The sequence below is a fragment of the Sorangium sp. So ce406 genome (assembly GCF_051474675.1).
In the GTDB taxonomy this organism is placed as follows: Bacteria; Myxococcota_A; Polyangia; order Polyangiales; family Polyangiaceae; genus Sorangium; species Sorangium cellulosum_G.
In genome coordinates, this window is sequence record NZ_CP150340.1 from 2,072,479 (window position 1) to 2,093,113 (window position 20,635).

The 20,635-nt window shown below is 71.2% G+C and carries 17 protein-coding genes; 7 read left to right on the forward strand and 10 right to left on the reverse strand.

Annotated features, from left to right (window positions below; all coding sequences use genetic code 11):
• Nucleotides 1-91 precede the first annotated feature (91 nt).
• The 4 genes from WME96_RS07660 to speB all read left to right on the forward strand — a co-directional run bounded on the left by WME96_RS07660 (nucleotide 92) and on the right by speB (nucleotide 6,507).
• Entirely contained in the window at nucleotides 92-1,063 is a 972-nt protein-coding gene (locus tag WME96_RS07660) for a hypothetical protein (protein WP_437289510.1), read from the forward strand.
• Between the two features lie 205 nt (nucleotides 1,064-1,268).
• Nucleotides 1,269-3,395: a substrate-binding domain-containing protein gene (locus WME96_RS07665; protein ID WP_437289511.1), complete on the forward strand. Its 2,127-nt coding sequence runs from the start codon at nucleotides 1,269-1,271 to the stop codon at nucleotides 3,393-3,395.
• On the forward strand, nucleotides 3,392-5,512 hold the full coding sequence (locus WME96_RS07670; protein WP_437289512.1) for a substrate-binding domain-containing protein: 2,121 nt from the start codon (nucleotides 3,392-3,394) through the stop codon (nucleotides 5,510-5,512). Before WME96_RS07665 ends, WME96_RS07670 begins: the two co-directional genes overlap by 4 nt.
• A 17-nt stretch (nucleotides 5,513-5,529) precedes the next feature.
• Nucleotides 5,530-6,507, forward strand: coding sequence for an agmatinase (gene speB / locus WME96_RS07675; protein ID WP_437289513.1), 978 nt, complete (start codon nucleotides 5,530-5,532; stop codon nucleotides 6,505-6,507).
• A gap of 227 nt (nucleotides 6,508-6,734) precedes the next feature.
• On the opposite strand, the gene WME96_RS07680 is transcribed toward speB, so the two are convergent.
• The 5 genes from WME96_RS07680 to nrfH form a co-directional block, all read right to left on the reverse strand.
• Entirely contained in the window at nucleotides 6,735-7,577 is an 843-nt protein-coding gene (locus WME96_RS07680; protein ID WP_437289514.1) for an alpha/beta fold hydrolase, read from the reverse strand.
• 146 nt (nucleotides 7,578-7,723) lie between these two features.
• Nucleotides 7,724-8,692 (reverse strand): TIGR03885 family FMN-dependent LLM class oxidoreductase, encoded by a 969-nt coding sequence (locus WME96_RS07685; RefSeq protein ID WP_437289515.1) that lies wholly within the window; start codon nucleotides 8,690-8,692, stop codon nucleotides 7,724-7,726.
• 161 nt (nucleotides 8,693-8,853) lie between these two features.
• Complete coding sequence (locus WME96_RS07690) at nucleotides 8,854-10,170, reverse strand: M28 family peptidase (RefSeq protein ID WP_437289516.1); 1,317 nt, start codon at nucleotides 10,168-10,170, stop codon at nucleotides 8,854-8,856.
• Between the two features lie 384 nt (nucleotides 10,171-10,554).
• Nucleotides 10,555-12,093: an ammonia-forming cytochrome c nitrite reductase subunit c552 gene (locus tag WME96_RS07695; RefSeq protein ID WP_437289517.1), complete on the reverse strand. Its 1,539-nt coding sequence runs from the start codon at nucleotides 12,091-12,093 to the stop codon at nucleotides 10,555-10,557.
• A 30-nt stretch (nucleotides 12,094-12,123) separates the two neighbouring features.
• A complete protein-coding gene (gene nrfH / locus WME96_RS07700; RefSeq protein ID WP_437289518.1) occupies nucleotides 12,124-12,678 on the reverse strand; it encodes a cytochrome c nitrite reductase small subunit in 555 nt (184 codons plus the stop codon).
• A 320-nt stretch (nucleotides 12,679-12,998) separates the two neighbouring features.
• Here nrfH and WME96_RS07705 point away from each other — a divergent pair, with 320 nt between their 5' ends.
• Together WME96_RS07705 and WME96_RS07710 are read left to right on the forward strand one after the other, a co-directional pair.
• Complete coding sequence (locus WME96_RS07705; RefSeq protein WP_061616390.1) at nucleotides 12,999-14,243, forward strand: MFS transporter; 1,245 nt, start codon at nucleotides 12,999-13,001, stop codon at nucleotides 14,241-14,243.
• Between the two features lie 121 nt (nucleotides 14,244-14,364).
• Nucleotides 14,365-14,901: a hypothetical protein gene (locus tag WME96_RS07710; protein WP_437289519.1), complete on the forward strand. Its 537-nt coding sequence runs from the start codon at nucleotides 14,365-14,367 to the stop codon at nucleotides 14,899-14,901.
• Nucleotides 14,902-14,913: 12 nt separating this feature from the next.
• Here WME96_RS07710 and WME96_RS07715 read toward each other — a convergent pair whose 3' ends face one another.
• Nucleotides 14,914-16,089, reverse strand: coding sequence for a peptide-N-glycosidase F-related protein (locus WME96_RS07715; RefSeq protein ID WP_437289520.1), 1,176 nt, complete (start codon nucleotides 16,087-16,089; stop codon nucleotides 14,914-14,916).
• 80 nt (nucleotides 16,090-16,169) lie between these two features.
• On the opposite strand from WME96_RS07715, the gene WME96_RS07720 reads away from it, so the two are divergent.
• Nucleotides 16,170-16,601 carry a VOC family protein gene (locus WME96_RS07720; protein WP_437289521.1) on the forward strand — a complete coding sequence of 144 codons (432 nt, stop codon included), beginning with the start codon at nucleotides 16,170-16,172 and terminating at the stop codon, nucleotides 16,599-16,601.
• Between the two features lie 353 nt (nucleotides 16,602-16,954).
• Here WME96_RS07720 and WME96_RS07725 read toward each other — a convergent pair whose 3' ends face one another.
• From WME96_RS07725 to WME96_RS07740, 4 genes are all read right to left on the reverse strand, one after another.
• Nucleotides 16,955-18,037, reverse strand: coding sequence for an alpha/beta hydrolase (locus WME96_RS07725; protein ID WP_437289522.1), 1,083 nt, complete (start codon nucleotides 18,035-18,037; stop codon nucleotides 16,955-16,957).
• A 172-nt stretch (nucleotides 18,038-18,209) separates the two neighbouring features.
• On the reverse strand, nucleotides 18,210-18,860 hold the full coding sequence (locus WME96_RS07730) for a YIP1 family protein (protein WP_437289523.1): 651 nt from the start codon (nucleotides 18,858-18,860) through the stop codon (nucleotides 18,210-18,212).
• Nucleotides 18,861-18,862: 2 nt separating this feature from the next.
• Entirely contained in the window at nucleotides 18,863-19,228 is a 366-nt protein-coding gene (locus WME96_RS07735) for a DUF2089 domain-containing protein (protein WP_061613587.1), read from the reverse strand.
• 153 nt (nucleotides 19,229-19,381) lie between these two features.
• Nucleotides 19,382-20,422: a polysaccharide lyase gene (locus WME96_RS07740; protein ID WP_437289524.1), complete on the reverse strand. Its 1,041-nt coding sequence runs from the start codon at nucleotides 20,420-20,422 to the stop codon at nucleotides 19,382-19,384.
• Between the last annotated feature and the right edge of the window lie 213 nt (nucleotides 20,423-20,635).

Below are 20,635 nucleotides of genomic sequence, written 5' to 3' on the forward strand. Positions count from 1 at the left end.
ACAGGCCCCCTCCTGGAGGCCCGGAAGCGGCGTCCTGGAGGGGCGCGTCCCCACGTCCAGCACTCTCGTGACAAGACCCATGGAGATGAACATGCGAGCACATACCTTGTGGATTCTTTCGGTGTCCGCGATCCTCGGACAGCTAGGTTGCGACCCCCAGGTGAGCGGCGGGGACTGCCCGGATCCGCGCGATCCGGAGGTCCGTTATGTCTCCCAGGATCCGGAGGAGTGCGCCCTCATCGACTTCGATTGCTCCCCGCCGCAGACGCTGTTCTCCGACGAGTGCGGCTGCGGCTGTATCGGCCCCGAGGCGCCGACCTGCCCCGACCCGAGCGACCCGGAGGTCCATTACGTGTCGCACGATCCGCGGGAGTGCGAGCTCCTCGATTTCGCGTGCTCCCCGCCGCAGACGCTGTTCGGCGGCGAGTGCGGCTGCGGCTGCGTCGGCCCCGAGGCGCCGGCCTGCCCGGATCCGAGCGATCCGGCCGTGCGCTATGTCTCCCACGACATCGAGGAGTGCCACCTCATCGACTTCATCTGCGCGGAGGGCGAGAGGCAGTTCGTCAACGAGTGCGGCTGCGGCTGCGTCGGCCCCGAGGCGCCGGCCTGCCCGGACCCGGCCGACCCGGAGGTCCATTACGTGTCGCACGATCCGCGGGAGTGCGAGCTCCTCGATTTCGCGTGCTCCCCGCCGCAGACGCTGTTCGGCGGCGAGTGCGGCTGCGGCTGCGTCGGCCCCGAGGCGCCGGCCTGCCCGGACCCGAGCGATCCGGACGTGCGGTATGTCTCCCACGACATCGAGGAGTGCCACCTCATCGACTTCATCTGCGCGGAGAGCCAGAGTCAGTTCGTCAACGAGTGCGGGTGCGGCTGCGTCGGCCCCGAGAAGCTGGCCTGTCCGGATCCGAGCGATCCGAACGTGCATTACGTGTCCGACGATCCGGCCCGCTGCGCCGTCATGTTGTTCAGCTGCGAGGAGGGGCAGACGGCCTTCACCAACGAGTGTGGCTGCGGCTGCCTCGATCCAGAGCTCCCCCCGGGGCACGCGCGTCAAGGCTCCTGACCGCGTCGCGGCGGCCGCCCGAGGCGGGCGTCGGCCGCGCTCGCACGCCCGTACAGGGTGAATCACATGCGCGCACCCGAGGCGCGTCGCGCCGGCGCGCGCGAACGCCGAGAGAGCCCGCCCGCTCCCATCAAAGTTCTCCGCTCGCTCCGTCGAGGCCGGTGATAGGCTCGCCCGAGGGGGCGCGCGTGAGGACACGACCGGGATGAGGACGAGGCATGTCGAACAGCGCACCTCGCATGTGATCGGCGTCGCGTCGCTCTTCTGTGACAACTCCTTCAACGCCGCGGTGTTCGCCGGCATGCACCGCGCCGCGTGGGCGCGCGGGTATCAGCTGCTCGTGTACTACGGGCCGCCCCGGACCGCCGCCGAGCGCGGGGCGGGGCTCCACCTGGTCGCCGGCTGGATCGCGATGTACTCCACCGAGGGCCTGGAGGCGCTGATCTCCGGCGGGACGCCGGCCGTGCTCTTCTGCGCGCCCGCGATCGACCCGCGCTGCCCCGTCGTGCGCGCGGAGAACCACGACTCGATCCGCCGGCTCGTGGATCACCTCGTCGGCCTCGGCCACCGCCGGATCGCGTACATCGGCAAGCTGACGTCGGGCGACTTCGTCGAGCGGGGCGCGGCGTTCGATGAGGCGATGAGCGCGCACGGGCTCGCGGCCGATCTCAACCTGCTCTCCAGCTTCCATGACTGCACGATCCTGTACGCCGAGCGGCGCCTCGGGGAGCTGCTCGATCGCGACGGCAAGTTCTGCGACGCGATCGTGGCGGGCAACGACGAGATGGCGGTCGGCGCGATCCGCGCGATCCAGACGCGCGGCTACCGCGTGCCCGAGGACATCGCGGTCGTGGGGTTCGACGACATCAGCCTCGCGCAGCACTGCGATCCGCCGCTCACCACGGTGCGGCAGAGCCCCGAGCTGCTCGGTCGCATGGCCGTCGATGTGCTCGCCGATCTGCTCGACGGCCGCCCGCCTCCGCAGCCCGTGATCCGCGTCCCCGCCGAGCTGGTGGTGCGGCGCTCGTGCGGCAGCGCCGCGTGGGACGCCGGGCTGCTCGCGCCGGAGGAGCTCGACGCGCCGGGCGGCGACTGGCAGCGCGACCTGTCCCGGCGGCTCGACGCCTTGCTCGGGGGGGCAGCGCTCTCGCCGCCGGGCGACGGGCCCCTCGTCTGGCCCGAGGCCGAGGTCATCGCGCGGGGGCTCGGCGCGGCGCTCGCCGGGGAGGAGCCGCCGGAGGTGGCCGAGCTCGAGCGCGCCTTCGACAGCGCCGTCGAGCACAGCGACCGGATCGAGGTCCTCCTCGCCGTGGTGGCCCACATCGAGGAGACCGCCGCCGGACGGCTCGCCGGCGCGCCGGCGCCGGACGCCGAGCGCCGGGTGGAGACGTTCCTCCACCGCGCGCGGCTCGCGCAGCAGCGGGCGCTCGCGGCGTCCGAGCGGCGCGGCGCGCGGAGCCTCGAGCGGCTGGTCCGCGCCAACATGGCCATGGCCGGGCTCCTCGCCTCGAAGGAGATGTGGGCCGACGATCGCCTGGGCTGGCTGCGGCACACCTCCGTGCGCGTCGGTTGCCTCGCGCGCTGGGCGGACGATCACGGGCCAGGCGGGCCCGAGCTCATCATCGACAGCGTGCATACGAGCGATCCCGACGCGGCCGCGCTCGTGGGGCGCCGGTACCGGACCGGCCTCTTCCCGCCGCCCGAGCTGTTCGACGCCGCCTCGCCGGCAGAAGCGGGCGGCCATATCGTGATGCTCCCGATCGCGAGCGCGCAGCGCGACTGGGGGACGCTGGTGCTGGGAGGGCTGTACACCGAGAGCTTCGCGGACAACCTCCAGCCGATGGCCATGTGGGGGTCGCTCCTGGTCGCGGCGTTCGAGCACCACGCCATGGAGGCCGCGCTGCACGCGGAGCGCGACATGCTGGCCGCCGCGTACGACCGCGAGCGCGCGCTGTCGAGCACGGTGCGGGAGCTCGGCTGTCCGGTGATACCGCTGCTCCCGGGGGTGCTGCTGATCTCGCTGATCGGCGCGATCGACGGGGCGAGGGCGCGGCAGATCATGGAAGCGGTGCTGTCGGGCGTGACGCGTGAGGGCGCCCGGTGGGTGCTGCTCGACGTGACGGGCGTGCCGCTCGTCGACGCGGAGACGGCGGCGGCGCTGGTGCAGACGGCGCAGGCGACCCGGCTGCTCGGGGCGCGGGTGAGCCTGGTCGGGGTGGGGCCCAGGATGGCGCAGAGCATGGTCGAGCTCGGGATCGAGCTGCAAGGGATAGCCGTCTTCCAGTCGCTCGCCGCCGCGATAAGCCACCTCACGAGGAGCCGACCGGAATGACGGCGAGGCCTGTCGACCAGCGCACGTCGAATGTGATCGGGGTCGCCTCGGTATATCTCGACAACTCCTTCAACGCCATGGCGTTCGCCGGCATGCACCGCGCCGCGCGGGAGCGCGGTTATCAGCTCCTCCTGAGCTACGGGTCGCCTCGGTCCATCGTCGAGCGCGGGGCAGGGCTCCACCTGGTGGCGGGCTGGATCGCGATGTACACCATCGACGGCCTGGAGGAGCTGATCTCCGGCGGGACGCCGGCCGTGATCTTCTGCGCGCCCGCGCTGGGCGCGCGCTGCCCGGTCGTGCGCGCGGAGAACCACGCCTCGACCCTTCGCCTCATCGATCACCTCATCGGCCTCGGCCGCCGCCGGATCGCCTACATCGGCAAGGCGACGTCGGCCGATTTCATCGAGCGGGGCGCGGCGTTCGACGAGGCGCTGAGCGCGCGCGGGCTCGAGGCCGATCTCAACCTGCTCTCCAGCTTCCGCGAGTGCACGATCGTGTACACCGAGCGGCGCCTCAAGGAGCTGCTCGAGCGCTACGGCAAGCTCTGCGACGCCATCGTGGCGGGCAACGACGAGATGGCGATCGGCGCCATCCACGCGATCCGGGCGTGCGGCTACCGCGTGCCCGAGGACATCGCGGTGGTGGGGTTCGACGACATCAGCCTCGCGCAGCACTGCGATCCGCCGCTCACCACGATGCGGCAGGGCCCCGAGCTGCTCGGGCGCATGGCCGTCGAGCGGATCGTCGAGCTCATCGAGGGCCGCGCCCCGGAGCAGCTCGTGACCCGCGTCCCCGCCGAGCTGGTGGTGCGGCGCTCGTGCGGGAGCCCTGCGTGGGAGGCCCTGCTGCCCGCGCAGGGGGCCGTCGCGGACCCGGGCGAGTGGCAGCGCGACCTGCTCGGGCGGATGAACGCCGTGCTGGAGGGGCCGACGCACCTGCAGCCCGGCGAGCGGGCCCCCGTCTGGCCCGAGGCCGAGGTGATCGCGCGGGGGCTCGGCGCGGCGCTCGCCGGGGCGGAGATGCCGGAGGTCATCGAGCTCGAGCGCGCCTTCGCCGCCGCGGTCGCGTACAGCGATCGGATCGAGGTCCTCCTCGCCGTGGTGGGCCAGGTCGAGGAGGCCGCCGCGCGACAGCTCGCCGGCGCGAGGGCGCCGGACGTCGCGCGCCGGGTGAAGACGTTCCTCCACCGCGCGCGGCTCGCGCAGCAGCGGGCGCTCGCGGCGTCCGAGCGGCGCGGCGTGAGGAGCCTCGAGCGGCTGGTCCGCGCCAACATGGACATCAGCAGGCTCCTCTCACCCGGGCCGGCGTGGTTCGACGAGCGGCTGCTGTGGCTGCGGCACACCGCCGTGCGCGTCGGTTGCCTCGCGCTCTGGGCGAACGATCGGGATCCCCACGAGCCCGAGCTCATCATCGACAGCGTGCATACCAGCGATCCCGGCGCGGCCGCGCTCGTGGGGCGCCGGTACCGGGCTGGCCTCTTTCCGCCGCCCGAGCTGCTCGCGGCCGCCTCTCCGGACGAGCCGAGCGGCTATCTCGTGATGGTCCCGCTCACGAGCGGGCGGCGCGACTGGGGGGCGCTGGTGCTCGGCGGGCTGCACGTCGAGAGCTTCGCGGACAACCTCCAGCCGGTGGCCATGTGGGTGTCGCTCCTGGTCGCGGCGTTCGAGCGCCACGACATGGAGGCCGCGCTGCACGCGGAGCGCGACATGCTGGCCGCCGCGTACGACCGCGAGCGCGCGCTGTCGAGCACGGTGCGGGAGCTCGGCTGTCCGGTGATACCGCTGCTCCCGGGGGTGCTGCTGATCTCGCTGATCGGCGCGATCGATGGGGCGAGGGCGCGGCAGATCATGGAAGCGGTGCTGTCGGGCGTGGCGCGTGAGGGCGCCCGGTGGGTGCTGCTCGACGTGACGGGCGTGCCGTTTGTCGACGCGGAGACGGCGGCGGCGCTGGTGCAGACGGCGCAGGCGACCCGGCTGCTCGGGGCGCGGGTGAGCCTGGTCGGGGTGGGGCCCAGGATGGCGCAGAGCATGGTCGAGCTCGGGATCGAGCTGCAAGGGATATCCATCTTCCAGTCGCTCGCCGCCGCGATACACCAGCTCACGCGGCGTGCGGGCTGACAGGCGAGCGAGGCAACATGGCGATTCGTACCCGCGGCGACAACGCGTTCACGGCCCAGTCCCTCACCGGCGCCTCGTCCGAGCCGATGTACGCGGGCGCCCTCTCGTTCCTGCGCCGGAAGTACTCGCGCGATCTGACGGGCGTCGACGTCGCGGTCACGGGGCTGCCGCTCGACACGGCGACGTGCCATCGCCCCGGCGCGCGCTTCGGTCCCCGCGCCGTGCGCGAGGCGTCTGCCCAGCTCGCCTGGGATCGCCCGTACGGCTGCGAGTTCGACCCGCTCGAGCGGCTGGCGGTCGTCGATTACGGCGATGGCGCGTGGGATTACGCTCGGCCCATGGAGGTCCCCGCCGCGATCGAGGCGCACATCGCCGGGATCCTCCGCGGCGGGGCCGCGCCGCTGTCGATCGGCGGCGACCATTTCATCACGTTGCCCGTGCTGAGGGCGCTGCACAGGCAGCACGGCACGCTCTCGCTGATCCACTTCGACGCCCACTCGGACACGTGGGGCGCCGACGACGACGCGGGGAGGATCGATCACGGCACGATGTTCTTCCACGCCGCCCGGGAGGGCCTCGTCGATCCGGCCCGTTCGGTGCAGATCGGGATTCGCACGCACAACCCGGACACGCGCGGCTTCCGGATCCTCGACGCCCCCTGGATTCACCGGAACGGCGCCGCGGCCTTGATCCAGCGCGTCCGGGAGGTCGTCGGGGAGCGCAAGGTGTATGTGACGTTCGACGTGGACTGCCTCGATCCCAGCTTCGCGCCGGGCACGGGCACCCCCGTCTGCGGCGGGATCAGCACCGCGACGGCGATCGAGATCCTGCGCGGGCTCGGGGGCGTCGACGTGGTCGGCATGGATGTCGTCGAGGTCGCGCCGGCCTACGACCACGCGGGCATCACGGCGCTGGCCGCCGCGACCATCGCCTACGAGCACCTCATCCTGTACGCGCGCCGGCCGGGCGCATCGCCCCGCCTTCAGGGCGGCTGAGCTAGCATGGTTGCAAGCGCCGATCTCACGAATGAAAGGCGTCGGGCGTTTGCCTCAGGGAAAACCCAGGGAAAGCCTGAAGGATGACCCTGGCCCGCATCCTGCTAAGTCCGTAGACCAGAGCGCCCGTGACGGCTTCCCCCCCCCGCCGTCGAATGGGCGCTCTTTTTTTGTCCTGTCACGGCTGCGGGCGGCCGCGGGGCGCCCGCGGCTCCGGCGTCCGTCGCTCAGGGCGCGCTCAGGAACTCCCGGATCGCCGCGAGCGCCTCGTCGCGCGCGTCGGCGAGCACCGCGTGCCCGGCGCGGGGGAAGCTCCGTGCCTGGACGAGCTCCCGGGGCAAGGCGGCCACGAGATCGCGCGCGTCTTCGGTCGTCGCGAACGGGTCGAGATCGCCGGACAGCACGAGGGTGGGGCACCGGACGCGCGCGAGGTCCGCGCGCAGGTCGTAGGTCTGCATCTCACCCGCGACGAAATAGGCGCCCACGTCGAGGTGGAGCACCGCGCGGGCGAACGCGCCTTCGTCCGGCGGCGACTGGCGGTAGAGCGGGAGGCAGACACGGATGTAGTCGCTGAAATTGGGCGTCGGATCCGCGTAGAACCGGCGCGCGACGTCGGCCGCCTCGGCGCCCCCGAGCCGCTCGAAGACGCCCAGCATGCGATCGAGGCGGAGCTTCGCCGTCGTGCTCGTCAGGATGAGCTTCCCCGGGTGATCCGGGTATCGCGCCGCGTACGCCTGCGCCACCATGCCTCCGAACGAGTTTCCGAGCACCACGGGCCGCTGGATCTCGAGCGCCTCGCAGAACGCCCGCACGTCGTCCGCCCACGTCTCCAGGTTCCACCGCTCGGGCCCGCTGCGATCGCTGCGCCCGCAGCCGCGGTGATCCAGATAGACCACCTGCGCCACGTCGGCGAGCGCGGAGCCGAACGGCACGAACTCGGTATGATCGCTGCCCGGCCCGCCGTGCAGCAGGATCAAGGTGGGTCGCTCTCGCATCGCGGGCCCCTCGGGGACGAGCTTCGCCCCTTCCACATCGAAGAACAGCCGCACGTCGCCAGTCTGTACTCTCATCGTGATCGAGTGAAATCACAGACCGCGGCGCCGCGCCAGACCTCCCATGGCCGGCAGAAAGCACCATGTGGGGCAGATCGCCGCGCGCCGCTCCGGCGGCGGTGGCCGGCGACCACCGCTATTGCCGGGCTCGCCTCGCCGCCATGTCACCTGGTGAGCGCCGGCAGGACGCGCTCGCCGAAGACGTCGATGAAGGCTCGCTGGTTCAGGGTCACGTTGTGAACGTGGATCGTGTCGAAGCCGAGTTCGGCGTCCTCGCGCAGCCAGGCGGCGTGCCGCTCGACGTCGGCCGAGACGCGCACCTGCGCGGCCACGTCCTCGGGCCGCACGAAGGACGCGGCGGCGTCGAAGTGCTCGGGCATCACCAGGCACGCGAGGAGCCGCGGCGGCAGCACGTTCGTCCGCCATTGCGCGTGCGCCTCGCGGAGCGCGGCGCCCTCGTCGGCGTCGTAGGCGATCTTCGTCTGGAGCACCATCGGCTTGCCCTCGCCGCCGCCTTCCCTGAAGCGGCGCACCACCTCGCGGAGCTGCTCCCGGCCCTGCGACACCGTGATCAGCCCGTCGGCCCAGCGCCCGACCCGCTCCGCGGTGGCCGGCGAGATGGCCGCGCCGAGCAGGAGCGGCGGCGTTGCGGGGCGCGTGTAGAGCTTCGCGCCCTCCACCACGACGCGGCCCCGGTGCGTCACGGTCTCGCCGCGCCACAGCGCCCGGATCACCTCGGCGCACTCCTCGAGCCGCGCGGTCCGCTCGGCGTGATCGGGCCATTTCTCCCCCGTGATGTGCTCGTTCAGCGCTTCCCCGCTCCCGATCGAGAGCCAGAAGCGCTCCGGGTACATCTCGGCCAGCGTGGCGGCCGCCTGGGCGATCACCGCCGGGTGGTAGCGGTACCCGGGCGCGCAGACCGTTCCGAACGACAGCGACGTGGCCTGGAGCGCCGAGCCCAGCCACGACCAGGTGAAGCCGCTCTCGCCCTGCTGCTCGCTCCAGGGGTGGAAGTGGTCCGAGCACATCGCCGCCGTGAACCCGGCCTGTTCGGCGTGGCGCACGTGCCGGAGCAAGGCCGAGGGGGCGAGCTGTTCGTGAGACGCGTGGTAGCCGATCGAGAGCTTCCGCATGGGTCCGTCGGGCTCCTCGCGGCGCGCCGGGCTCCGGCCGAGCTGCCTCGGCGCGTCAGCGTGCCAGCGCGTCAGCGTGCCCGCGTGTCGGAGCAATCGCCGCGCCAGGGAGGGCCTTGTGGAGCGCAGCCGCCGCTCGTCTGCCGAGCGGCGGCCTCTCGTCACCTGGTCAGGATGCTGGCCGCGGCGAGCCCGACGGCCTGGGTCAGGCGGCGCATGTAGTCCCAGTTCAGGCGATCTACGGTGTCGCAGCGCGCGTGGTAGCAGGGGTTGCCGTCTCCGCCGAAGAAGTCCTGCGACACGGCGACTGCCGGCGCCCCGTAGCGCCAGAACGCCGCGTGATCGCTGCGGTTCGTGCAGGCCTCGACCCGCACGAGGTCGAGCTCCGCTCGCGTCGCCGCGGCCTCGACCGAGGCGCCGAGATCGGCCGAGGTGTTCTCGTCGCAGTGGATGATGTGATAATGCCCGTCGTTGTTCGAGTCGTAGGCTGTCATCTCGAGGTCGAGGACGCCGACGACCCGCGCGAGCTCCCCGCTGCCGTCGAGCATGCGGGCATAGGCGTTCGAGCCGAGGAGCCCGTCCTCTTCCTGGTCGAAGGCGACGATGCGGAGCCCGATGTTCAGGGGTGTGTCCTTGAGCGCGCGGGCGATGGCGAGCGACGACACGATGCCGGAGGCGTCGTCGTCGGCCCCGGCGTTGCTCACCGAGTCGTAGTGGGCCGAGAGGATGAGGAGGCGTGACGGGTCGGCGCCGGCCCTGTCGGCGGTCACGTTGACGCCCTGGCTCCATCCGCTGCGATAGGTGTGTTCCTGGACGGTGAACCCCAGCGCCTGGTACTGCTGTCGCAGCCAGGTGCGGGTCAGCGAGCGCCCGTTCTCGGAGCCGCGCTCGCGGATGACGACCGACCGCCCCCCGAGGTTGACGGGGGTGGCGCCCGAGAGCTCCTTGAGCCGCGCCTCGAGGAACGCGGCGTCGATGGTGATGTCCGGCGTCTCTCCCTCGAACGCCGTGCGCTGCCCTCCCGGAGCCGCGGCGCGCTTCGCTCGCGGCGCGCTCGAGACGACCGTCTCGTGCTCTGCGATCGGCTCCGCGTAAGGGAGGTCCGATCCGAGCCAGTCGTGCGGTTCTCGGCCTGTCGGCACGGCGACGACGGCGAACCCGCCGAGGCGCGCTCTCTCTCCCGGGAGCGCCGCGTCGGGCAGCGGTCCTTCGACGAGGTGCAGCGAGGCGTCGTGCTCTTCCTTCAGCGCGATGCTCTGCCGGGCGCCGTCGACGGCGGCGCGGGTCACGACCACCTGGCCTTCCGGCGTGGCGAGGCGGTTCAGGAACGTGGTGACGGTGCCCTTGCCCACCAGCGAGACATGAATCTCCTGAGCTGCCGGCGCCGTCGGATCTCCGTCGGCGCACGAGGCCGAGAGCAACGCAAATACCGCACATCCCGCGGCCGTGGCCCAGGTGCGATGAAGGCGTAGAGCCATGATGTCTTCCCCTTTTGGGGCCACCCTACGGATCTCACCTCGAGGATCCAAGAACTATCTCGCGATGAGGCCGGCGCCTCTCACGCCATCGGATGGATGGAAGACCACAGAGTTGAATGTTGTCGCTGCCAATCATGGCCCAGCTCGTCGGGCCGGAGATGGCCTGGGAAGAGGCCGCTCGTCCTGTTCGCGTGAACGGCGCGATCACCTGGCTGGAGCGCCGAGTGGTTCGAGAGAACAGAGATATTGAACCACAGAGGCACAGAGGGCACAGAGGGCACAGAGGGAAGAAAGATTTGAATCTCTCTGTCTCTCTCTCTCTCTCTCCTCTGTGCCCTCTGTGCCTCTGTGGTTTATCTCTCTTCTCTTCAGCCGAACGATGGTCTAGTGAGCGCCCGATGTGGGTGCTGCGGTCGCGCTCGGCGCCGCCGATCCCGCCGGCGCCGCCGGCACCGCGGATCCCGATGGCACCGCCGACCCCGTGGGCGCCGCTGGCGCCCCGATCGCGGCCCCGGGAGGCGCCCCGTCGCGGAGCGCGAGCTGCCCGCTGCGGCAGGTGTCGATCGCGGACGCGAGGATGCGCATCGCCTCCTGCGGGGCGTGGAAGCCGGACGAGTTCTCGGCCTCGGCGAAGTCCAGGAAGAACTGGCACTTCCGCTGCGCCGCCCGCGCGCCCGCGAGCGCCTCGTCCGACATGCCCGCCTCCTTCGCCCGCTTGATGTCCCCGATCAGCGCCGTCACCGCGTCGAGCGCCCGGTTGCGCGTCTCGAAATGGCGCTCCTGGATCGTCTCCACGCGCTGACGGAGCTCGTCCTCGGGCCACCTGTGGCACGTCTGGCACGCGCGGTTGATGTTGAGCAGCGGGCTCTGGATGTGGTGATCGCTCACCTTCGCCGCGCCCACCCGCTGGTACGGCATGTGGCAGTCCGCGCACGCGACACCGGAGCGGGCGTGGACGCCCTGATTCCACATCTCGAACTCCGGGTGCTGCGCCTTCAGCGCCTTCGCCCCCGACTCCGCGTGCGTCCAGTCCGCGTGGCCGTTCTCCTCGTAGTAGGCGTAGATCTCGTCGACCTTGATCCCCTTCGCCCACGGGTACACGAGCCGCTTCTCCGGCCCCTTGAAGTAATACTCCACGTGGCACTGGCCGCAGACGTACGAGCGCATCTCCTGGCGCGTGGCCATCGTGTTGACGTCGTAGTTCTCCTGGCCCTGCGACGCCTTGAGCGCGCGGATCCCCTCGAGGAACCCGGGCCGCGTCACCCGGAGCTGCATCGACTGCGGATCGTGGCAGTCGATGCACGAGACCGGGTGCGTCACGAGCTTGCGCGCCTCCGGGAACGGCATCTGGTTCATCGCCTCCCAGCCGCGGATGAGGTCGCCGCCGCCGAGCTTCTTGTACGGCACGTACACCGAAGCGTGGCAGTGGATGCACGTCCCCGGCTGCTTCGTCGCGATCTGCCGCTCGGTGTACACCTGATCCTCGAGCATGTACGCGTGCCCGCGCTCCTCGCGGAAGTCGCGCGAGAACGCGTAGCCGGCCCACATCGTCTTCAGCCGCCCGTCCTCCTCGAGCTTGGACTGCGCCACCACGCTGCGCGGATCGGCCTCGGTGGGCGTGCGCGGCACGGCCTCGCTCCCGCCGAAGCGCGTGCGCTTCTGGTCCACCGTGCGCCGGTAGCTGTCGTACTGGATGGGGAAGTTCTTCCCCCAGACCGCCGGGTCGTCTATCGTGTCGTCAAGCTCGACGACGCGATAGAACGGGTTCTTCGCCTCCTGCTTGTGCTCGAAGATGTTGACGAGCAGCGCGGCGATCCCGCCGGTGGCCACCGCCGCGCCGATCGCGATCAGCGGCAGGTAGCGCCGGAGCGCCGGCCGCCGCGGGCTCTTGGTCGTGGATCCTTCGTCCATGGGCTCCGTCATCCTGTTCATCCCTCGAGCGGCGGGCGCGCCTCAGTGCAGGTGCCCCACCGATTGATGGCAGCGCACGCACGAGAGCGCGCCGCGGTGATCGCTGTCGCTCGCGTGCGCGCTGTCGATCGCGTGAACGATGTCCTCGTGACACCCGCGACAGGCCTCCTCGGTGACGCGGAGGTTGCTCGGCTTTATCCGGATCGGGTCCGGGAAGCGCCCCGACGTGAAGGCGAACGAGTGCCAGAATCCGTTGGTCGCCTTCGTGACATATTTCCCCACGACCGTGTGTGGCGCATGACAATCGTTGCATCCTGCCACGGCGCGGTGGCTGGAGCGCTGCCACCCGTCGAACTGCTCGTTCATGATGTGGCAGTTGGCGCACGCCGACGGATCGTTCTGCAGGTACGAAGCGCCCTTCGCGTACACGAAGGTGTAGCCGCCCAGCCCCACGGCGGCGCCGACCGCGACGCACAGCACGAGGGGCAGGGTCCATGTCCACCGCCACCCGGAGCGCGCGCGCTCGGGGGCGGCGGGCTCGATCGGCGTGCTTCGCGGTACTTCCCCTTCTGCCTCGCGGTCCGGCTGCCGGGTCATCGGTCGCCGCGCGGTTTGCAAGCCAGGTGCCACGACGCGCCTGGCAGGAGCGATGGATGACGGCGCGACGATGTGACGCGGGCGTATCGACTCGGCTCGAGGCGCGCGCTCGGGGCGCGCGCAGCGCTTGCGCGGAGGCGCAGGTTTCGCGCTGGCGCGTGCGTCCGGGGGGCGGCTGTTCCCGCCGCGGCCCGGCTGCGCTAGTGAGCCTCGAGGAGACGCCCTCGTGAACGCCCCGCGCGATCTGCACGCCAGCTCGACCTCGACGCCGCCGGTCATCGCGTCGACGAGCGCCCGCTCGGGCGGAGGGAACAGGTGACATGACGACAGCGGCCCCGGCCTCGAAGACGCCGTTCACGCCGTACCAGCGGCGGCTGTTCTGGTTCCTCAGCGTGGCCTCGTTCTTCGAGGGCTACGACTTCCTGGCGCTCACGCAGATCCTGCCGAACTTCGGCGCGGAGATGGGCCTCGCCGCGCGCCACGAGGGGCTCCTCGTCGGGTTCATCAACGCGGGGACGATGATCGCGTACCTGCTCGTGCGCAAGGCGGACGCGTGGGGCCGCCGGCGGGTGCTCACGGTCACCATCGCGGGGTACACGGTCCTCTCGGTGCTCACGGGGTTCGCGCCGAACGTCTATGTCTTTGCTGTCTTGCAGCTCCTCGCGCGCATCTTCCTCCTCGGGGAGTGGGCGGTCAGCATGGTGGTCGCGGCCGAGGAGTACCCGAGCGACAGGCGCGGGATGGTGATCGGCGTCATCCAGGCGTTCTCGAGCCTGGGCTCGATCGTGTGCGCCGGGGTCGTGCCGCTGCTCCTGTCGACCTCGTACGGCTGGCGCAGCGTGTATTTCGTCGGCGGGATTCCGCTCCTGGTCATGGCGGTGGCCCGCCGCGGCCTGCGCGAGACGGCGCGGTTCGAGCAGGCGGCGGCCGAGCGGCAGGGGGAGGGCGCGCAGCCGTTCACGCGCATCTGGCGTTCCCCGTACCGCGCGCGGATGCTGCAGCTCGCGCTGATCTGGGGTCTGACGTACGTTTGCACGCAGAACGCGGTGACGTTCTGGAAGACGTTCGCGCTGCGGGAGCGCGGCTTCACCGACGCCGAGGTGGGCGCCAGCATCACGTTCGCCGCGGTGGTCTCGATGCCGCTCATCTTCGTCTCGGGCAAGCTGCTCGACGTGGTGGGCCGCCGCAGGGGCGCGGTGATCCTCTATGTGCTGGCGGCGGCCGGGGTGCTCGGCGCCTATTCGCTGGGCACGCGCGCCGGGCTCACGTTCGCGCTGGTCTTCGCCATCTTCGGCGCGAGCGGGGTGCTGCCCGTGCTGAACGCGTACATGACCGAGCTCTTCCCGACGAACCTCCGGGGCGACGCGATCGCCTGGTCCAACAACCTGCTCGGCCGCATCGGCTACATCCTCTCTCCGGTCGCCGTCGGCCTCGCCGCGGAGGAGATCGGCTGGGGACCTGCGGTGTCCATGACATCGATCTTCCCGCTGCTCGCGCTGGCGCTCATCCTCTGGCTCCTGCCGGAGACGCGCGGCAAGGAGCTCGAGGAGACGGCGCGGGTGTAGGGGCCGTGGCCAGACGTCTGGCTACGGATGGCCAGACGTCTGGCCGTGGATGGCCAGACGTCTGGCTGCGGATTGTCGGCCGGCTCCGCGCGGCGCTCCAGGCGTGGTAGAAGGCAGCGATATGAGCAGGCTCTCCGAGCGCGCGTTCTCCGAGATGGTCGAGGCGGGGTGTCCCTCGTGCGGGGGGCGAGAGCTGCACCTGCGCTCGTATGTCGACGCGCTCGTTCCGCTCATGGAGGGCGAGCCCGTCGGACCGGTCAAGTGGGTCTACAAGGGCGAGATGTTCGTCGACGGGCTGTACGAGGTCGCGTGCGGCGCGTGCAAGCACCTCCTCTTCAAGGACGATCGCTGCCCGCGGTGCCACGACGAGGGCGGCCTCGCGCGCGGGCTCACGACGACCAACGCGTATCCCGTGCCGGAGCAATGCCCGCGGTGCGAGCACATCGAGGTGCGCTTCATCGCCTTCGTGCCAGCGCGCGTGAAGTACGAGGGAAAGCGCGCGGACAGGGCGCAAACGAGCGTCGAGCTGCACGACCCCGGGTTCCACGGCTACCGCGTCGACTGCAAGGACTGCGGCAAGATCGCCGAGCGCGCGGACGCGTGCCCGATCTGCGAGAGCCCGGCGCCGATCCGGGCGCGCTTCAGCCAGTCCACGTGAGCCGAGGCGACGCTACTCGCCGAACGCGAAATACGTCGCCGAGATCCTCCACACGCCGCCCTCCGCGACCGTCGAGATCCTCCACTCCAGCGTGTGCTCCCCCGGCACCCGCAGCGCCTCCGCGTCCCAGAGGAACGGCGGCGACTCGCTCCCTGGGCACCAGTTTGCCCTCGACGCCTCCACGCTCTCGATCGCGCCGCACGGGTTCTCCAGGCAGTAATCGAACCCGCCATCCGCCGGCCCCTGGTGCATGCGCGTGCAGAGCGCCTCGCAGTCCGTCCGCCAGGGCGAGATCTTCTCGAGAGGACCCCCGTCCACCAGGATCGTGTGGTATCTGCGACAGAACTCCTCTGCCGGTCCGATGCACCCGGAGCCGGATTCGCCGCCCCCGTGGCCGGTCACGCGGTATTCGACGCGCGAGCTCACCGTCCCCTCGGGCACCTGCACGGCGAGCGGCCCCGGCCCGTCCGCGGTCGTCTGCGAGCCGTTGAACAGCGGGATCACCGCCAGCACCTTCCGCGGCGGAGGCCCGGGCACCGCCTCGATCACGGCGCTCACGGTCCAACCGCCGTTCGAGCCGCTCACCTGACCGCTCGCGTCGGACCATGTCGGGATCACCGCCTTCAGCCGGTGCTTGCCGGCGGCGAGCCCGTTCGCCACGTCCGTGATGTCCACCTCCAGGTGGAGCGGCCCTCCGAACGGCGTGATCGCGCGCACGAGCTCGATCCCGGGCGGCCCGACCGCTGGGTCCTCCGGATCGTCCAGCGAGAACTCGAAGTTCCTGTCGAACGCGTCGCAGTCCGCAGGCCAGCTCTCGCCTTCCGGAGGCGGGTTGTCCTGCCAGCTCTCGAAGGGATAACACGTGGTCTCCAGGTCCACGACGAGCTTCACGCTCGCGAACGGCCCGTCCCGGAGCTCGAGCTCCGCGTTCACCTGCTGGAAGTTCGGCTGGCTCGCGTCGCTCGTGATCCGGTCCTTCGCGAACGCCTCGATCACGTAAGGCGGCGCGGGCGGCGTCGACACCTCCCCGTCGTCAGGGGCGCCGGCGCCGCCCGATCCGCCGGCGCCTCCGGCTCCCGGCTGCGTTCCTCCGAGCGGCTGTGCAGCGTCCTTCCCGCAGCCTCCCGCCATGGCCGCCGTGAGGAGCGCCCCGGCGAGGGCGCGTCGCGCGTGATGTGAACCCGACATGAGATCCTCCGGGTCATGCCTGGTGGAGAGTCTTCCACCGTGGCCCGCGTGGGGCCTGCCGCGGTAGCATACGCCTCGCCATGACATTCCACGTCGATCATATCGTCCTCTGGGTCGAGGATCCGCTGCGGGCGCTTGAATTTTACACCCAGGTGATCGGGCTCCCAAGCGTCCGCGCCGAGGAGTTCCGGGTGGGGAAGGCCTCGTTTCCGAGCGTCCGCCTGTCGGAGGTCTCGATCCTCGACCTCATGCCGATCGCCTCCGCCGAGTCCATCCGCAAGTACACCGGCGAGGTGAAGCCTTCCGCCGCCGGGAGGCCCATCAACCACGTCTGCTTCGCGATGAAGCGCGACGAGTTCCAGGCCCTGACCGCCAGGCTCACCGCCGCCGACGTGGCGATGCACACGACGAGCAGCCCTTCGTTCGGCGCGCGGGGCTCCACCCTGCACTGGTTCTACTTCCAGGATCCGGACGGAAACACGCTCGAAGCGCGGTACTACGAAGAACTGTAGACAGGGATCCGGACAGAGATTTCAACGCCAAGGCGCAAAGGCGCCAAGGCGCAAAACTACAAAGAATTCATGCATTTGGGCGCCTTTGCGCCTTTGCGCCTTTGCGCCTTTGCGCCTTTGCGCCTTTGCGCCTTTGCGCCTTTGCGCCTTTGCGCCTTTGCGCCTTTGCGCCTTTGCGCCTTTGCGCCTTTGCGCCTTTGCGCCTTTGCGCCTTTGCGCCTTTGCGCCTTTGCGCCTTTGCGTTGAAATCTCTCTTCGTCTTCGAGGCAGATCCCTGGCAGGATTTCTGCCCCGCGGAACTGGACGTCTCACGTTACCGTCGTGTTTCCGCCGTTGCCCGTCGCGCGGCCGCGTCACTCCGCCGGGATGAACGCCTCGAGCGCCTCGATCAGCCGCGGCACGACAGGCAGGCTCGGATCGCTGTACGCGGCGTTCTGCGATGCAGCCGAGAGCGTCGCGGCCTTGAGCGTGTGGCTCATCCCCTCGACAACGACGAGCTCCGCGTCCGGCCGCGCCCTGGCGAGCAGCTCGGCGTCCTCGACCTTGACCTGGATGTCGGTCGTCCCCTGGACGATGAGGACCGGCGCCGCCAGTGCCTGGATCTCCGCCGCGGGGTCGTACTTCATCCACGAGATGACATACGGCTGCACGCTGGGTCGAAACACGCTCATCAGCGACGCCGGCACGTCCTCCACGGGCTGCCCGAGCTCGAGCTGGTCGAGGATCCCGTTCGCCGCCTCGAGCAGCGCCTCGTCCTGCTGGAGGGCGCCCGCGAGCTGCTCGCGCAGGACATCGCCGATGGGGCGCCCCGCGCCGGCGATCGAGACATAGCCGTCGAGGTGGGTCCGGGCGGCCACCAGCATGCCGAGCAGCGAGCCCTCGCTGTGCCCCACCACCGTGACGGTCGCGAACCGCCCGTCCGCGCGGAGCTTCTCCACCCACAGGGCGGCGTCGTCGGCGCCCATCTCGAAGCGCATCTCCTGCTCCGCGCGGGGCGCCGCGGAGACGCTCCCGCCGATACCCGCCTTGTCGTAGCGGACCGACGCGATGCCCCTGTCCCGGAGGGCCTCCGCCAGGAGCTTGTACGAGCCCGCGAGCAGCCCCGCGGCGGCCTGGTTGCCGTCCCGGTCCGTCGATCCCGACCCTGGGATGATCACGACCGCAGGGAACGGCCCGCACCCGGCCGGCACCTCGAGCGTGCCCGCCAGCGCGCCGCGCGCGTTCTCCACCGTGACATCGACGCTGGCCGCCTCCGGACAGGCCGGCGCGTCCGGAGACCCTCCATCGTCCGGGAGCGGGCCGCCTCCGCCGGGAGGCGACGCGCCCTCACCGGCCCCGCAGCCCGCGCCGAGGAGCGACCACGCGAGCGCGGCCGCGCAGGGAAGAGCAAAGCCGGCGCGGCGCGCCGAGCCCACGAGACGGAATCGCAACGACATGACGAGTCCTCCGAACGAGCAAGGGGGTTGTCCAGCGCGACGCGAGCGCACCGCTGCGCCCTCGCCGCCGGGGTTGTCCAGCGCGACGCGAGCGCACCGCTGCGCCCTCGCCGCCAGGCGAGCACGGATGAGCGCGCGCCGCGCGAGCCGCGCGGCGCGCCGGGGAGCCGGATCAGCCGAGGTGCGCGAGCGCGACCTTCGAGATGATCTCCGAGGCGATCACGAGGCCGATGAACCCCGCGGTCAGCGCGGCGCCGCGCAGGCCGGAGGCGTTCTTGAAGGCCTGATAGAGCAGCGTCAAGAACCACACGAGGCACAGCGTCGCCGCCACGGCGAAGGCGGCCAGCTCGGGCGTGAGCCTCGGCGCCGCGCCGGCCGGCGCCTCGGGGGCGAGCAGGCCGAGCGCGAGCCCCGCGAGCGCGAGCGGCGCGCGCGCGAGCCCGGTCACGCCGACGAAATCGATGAGCCGCACGCGGCGCCGCAGGAGGCGCGCGTACGACCAGAAGAGCAGGGCGGGCACGGGCCACGCGACGACCTGCTCGAGGAGCGAGGTCCCGATCGAGACGGCGCCCGGCGACGCGTGCAGATCGAGGAAGCCATCGAATCGGACGCCGAGCCGCGTGATGGCGAGGCTCAGCGCGGCGACGGCGAGCCCCGCCCCGACGGCGACCCCGCCGCCGAAGCGCTCGAACGGGTTCAGCGCGAGCCGCCACCCGCTCCGGGAGGGCCGCGGGGACAGGGTGGCCAGCAGCCGCTCGCCTTCCGCGGGCTGGATGACGTTGTCGCGCACGAGCGCGCGCACTCTCTCGTCGGGCGTGGTCATCCTCATAGTCCCACCTTTCGCAGCGCCTCCTCCGCCTCCTTCGCGGAGAGCCGCCCATTCTCGAGCGCGTCCAGGATCTCGTGCCGGCGCTTCTGGACCCCCTGCTCCAGCGCTTCGAGCCGGCCGATGACCTCATCGAGCCGGTTGCGCACGGTCGGGTAACTGACCTGAAGGAGCTGCGCCATCGCCTTCAAGCTCCCCGACGAGCGCACGAACGCTGTCACGAAGGCGAGATCGTCCGGCGAGAGCTGGAGCAGCGCCGGGATCTCGAACTGACCATCCAGGTTGGTTCCGCAGGTCTGGCAGCCGAGCCGCGTCGCGCGCAGCTCGCCGTCGCAGCTCGGGCATCGAACGACAAATCTTGCCACGGGATACGTCTAGTATCGATCCGGGCTCAATTTTGTCAATGCGATGCTAACAAAAATTGATTCGTGAATTCATTTTGTTGAGCCGAGGGTTGGGCCCTCCGGCCGCGAGGAGGGCGGCGTGAGCCGGGCGAGCGCCCGGCCCCGCGCCCCGGCTCAGCGCTGCCTGCGCCGCCGCGCGAACGCGAGCGCGGCGACCAGGCCGGCGAGCGCCAGGGACCCGGGCGCCGCCGGCGACCCGGCCACGCGGAAACTGCAGCCGCCCTCGTCGCCCTTGTCGTCCGTCTCGTCGGTCCCGCCCGAGCCGGTGGAGCCGGCGCCGGAAGCGGCGGACGTCGACGCGCCCGAGCCGCTCGTCGCGGCGTCGCCGCCGCCCGTGCCGGTACCCGAGCCGGTGCCCGCGCCGCCGCTGCCGCTGGCGCTGCTGCTCGTCGTTGCGCCCGCGCCCCCGGTGTTCTCGCCGCCGCCCGCACCCCCGGCGCCCGCGCCCCCGGCGCCGCCCTCCCCGGAGGAGGGCAGCGCGGGACGCACGTCGTCGAGCGTGTCGCCTTCGACCGCGTCATCGAGGACGATGATGGGGCTGTCCGTGAACTCGGCCGGGTTGCGCAGCAGGCCGATCTGCGTGAAATGCGCGTTGCCGTCGGCGAGGGTCTGCGCCTGGCCGGCGGTGACCACCTGCTCGCCGTCGAACCACACGTCCACGGAGCCCTGGCTCGGGTTCGTCGACCACCGGACGTGCAGCGCGATGCGGTGCCACACGCCGGGCGTCACCGCGCCGTTCGCCTGCCAGTGCACCTTGTTCGCGGGCTTGCGGGTGGCAAAGCTGATGTTCTGCCCCGTGACCTCGAACGACATCATCTGATTGTAGGTGGCGTCGGACTCCCAGTACCCGATCTGCGTCGGCGGGTCCGCCGCGAGCGCCTCGGGGAGATAGAAGCTCCAGGCGAAATACGTCTCCTTGCCCTCGGCCGTGCGCCCCGCGGCCGGCTTGTGGTTCAGCTCGACGCGCTTGATGCCGTTGGGCCACCTGGCGTCGTTGGTGAGCTGGATCTGCCCGGCGCGCGTGCCCTGCAGGACAGGCGACGTCACCACGGAGATGCGCTCGCCGTTCAGGCTCGTGCTCCACTGCGACAGGTCGCCGGTCTCGAAGTCCCCGGTCCACACCGGCGCCGCGGCAGCGCCGGTCGTGACGGTCATCGCCAGCGCGGCGGCGGGCAAGGCGGAGAAGGCGGAGAGGAAGCGCGGCCGCCGCCCGAGCAGCGCTCGGCAGCGGGCAAGCAGGGGTCGATGTGCGGTAAGATGTGCTGTAGAAGTCATCGGCGGATTCCACGCTTTTCCCGGCCGGGCGTCAACCGTGAACCGCGCGGCGCGCAGAGCGCCCCGGAGGCGCGCCGGGCCACGCTGTGCCGC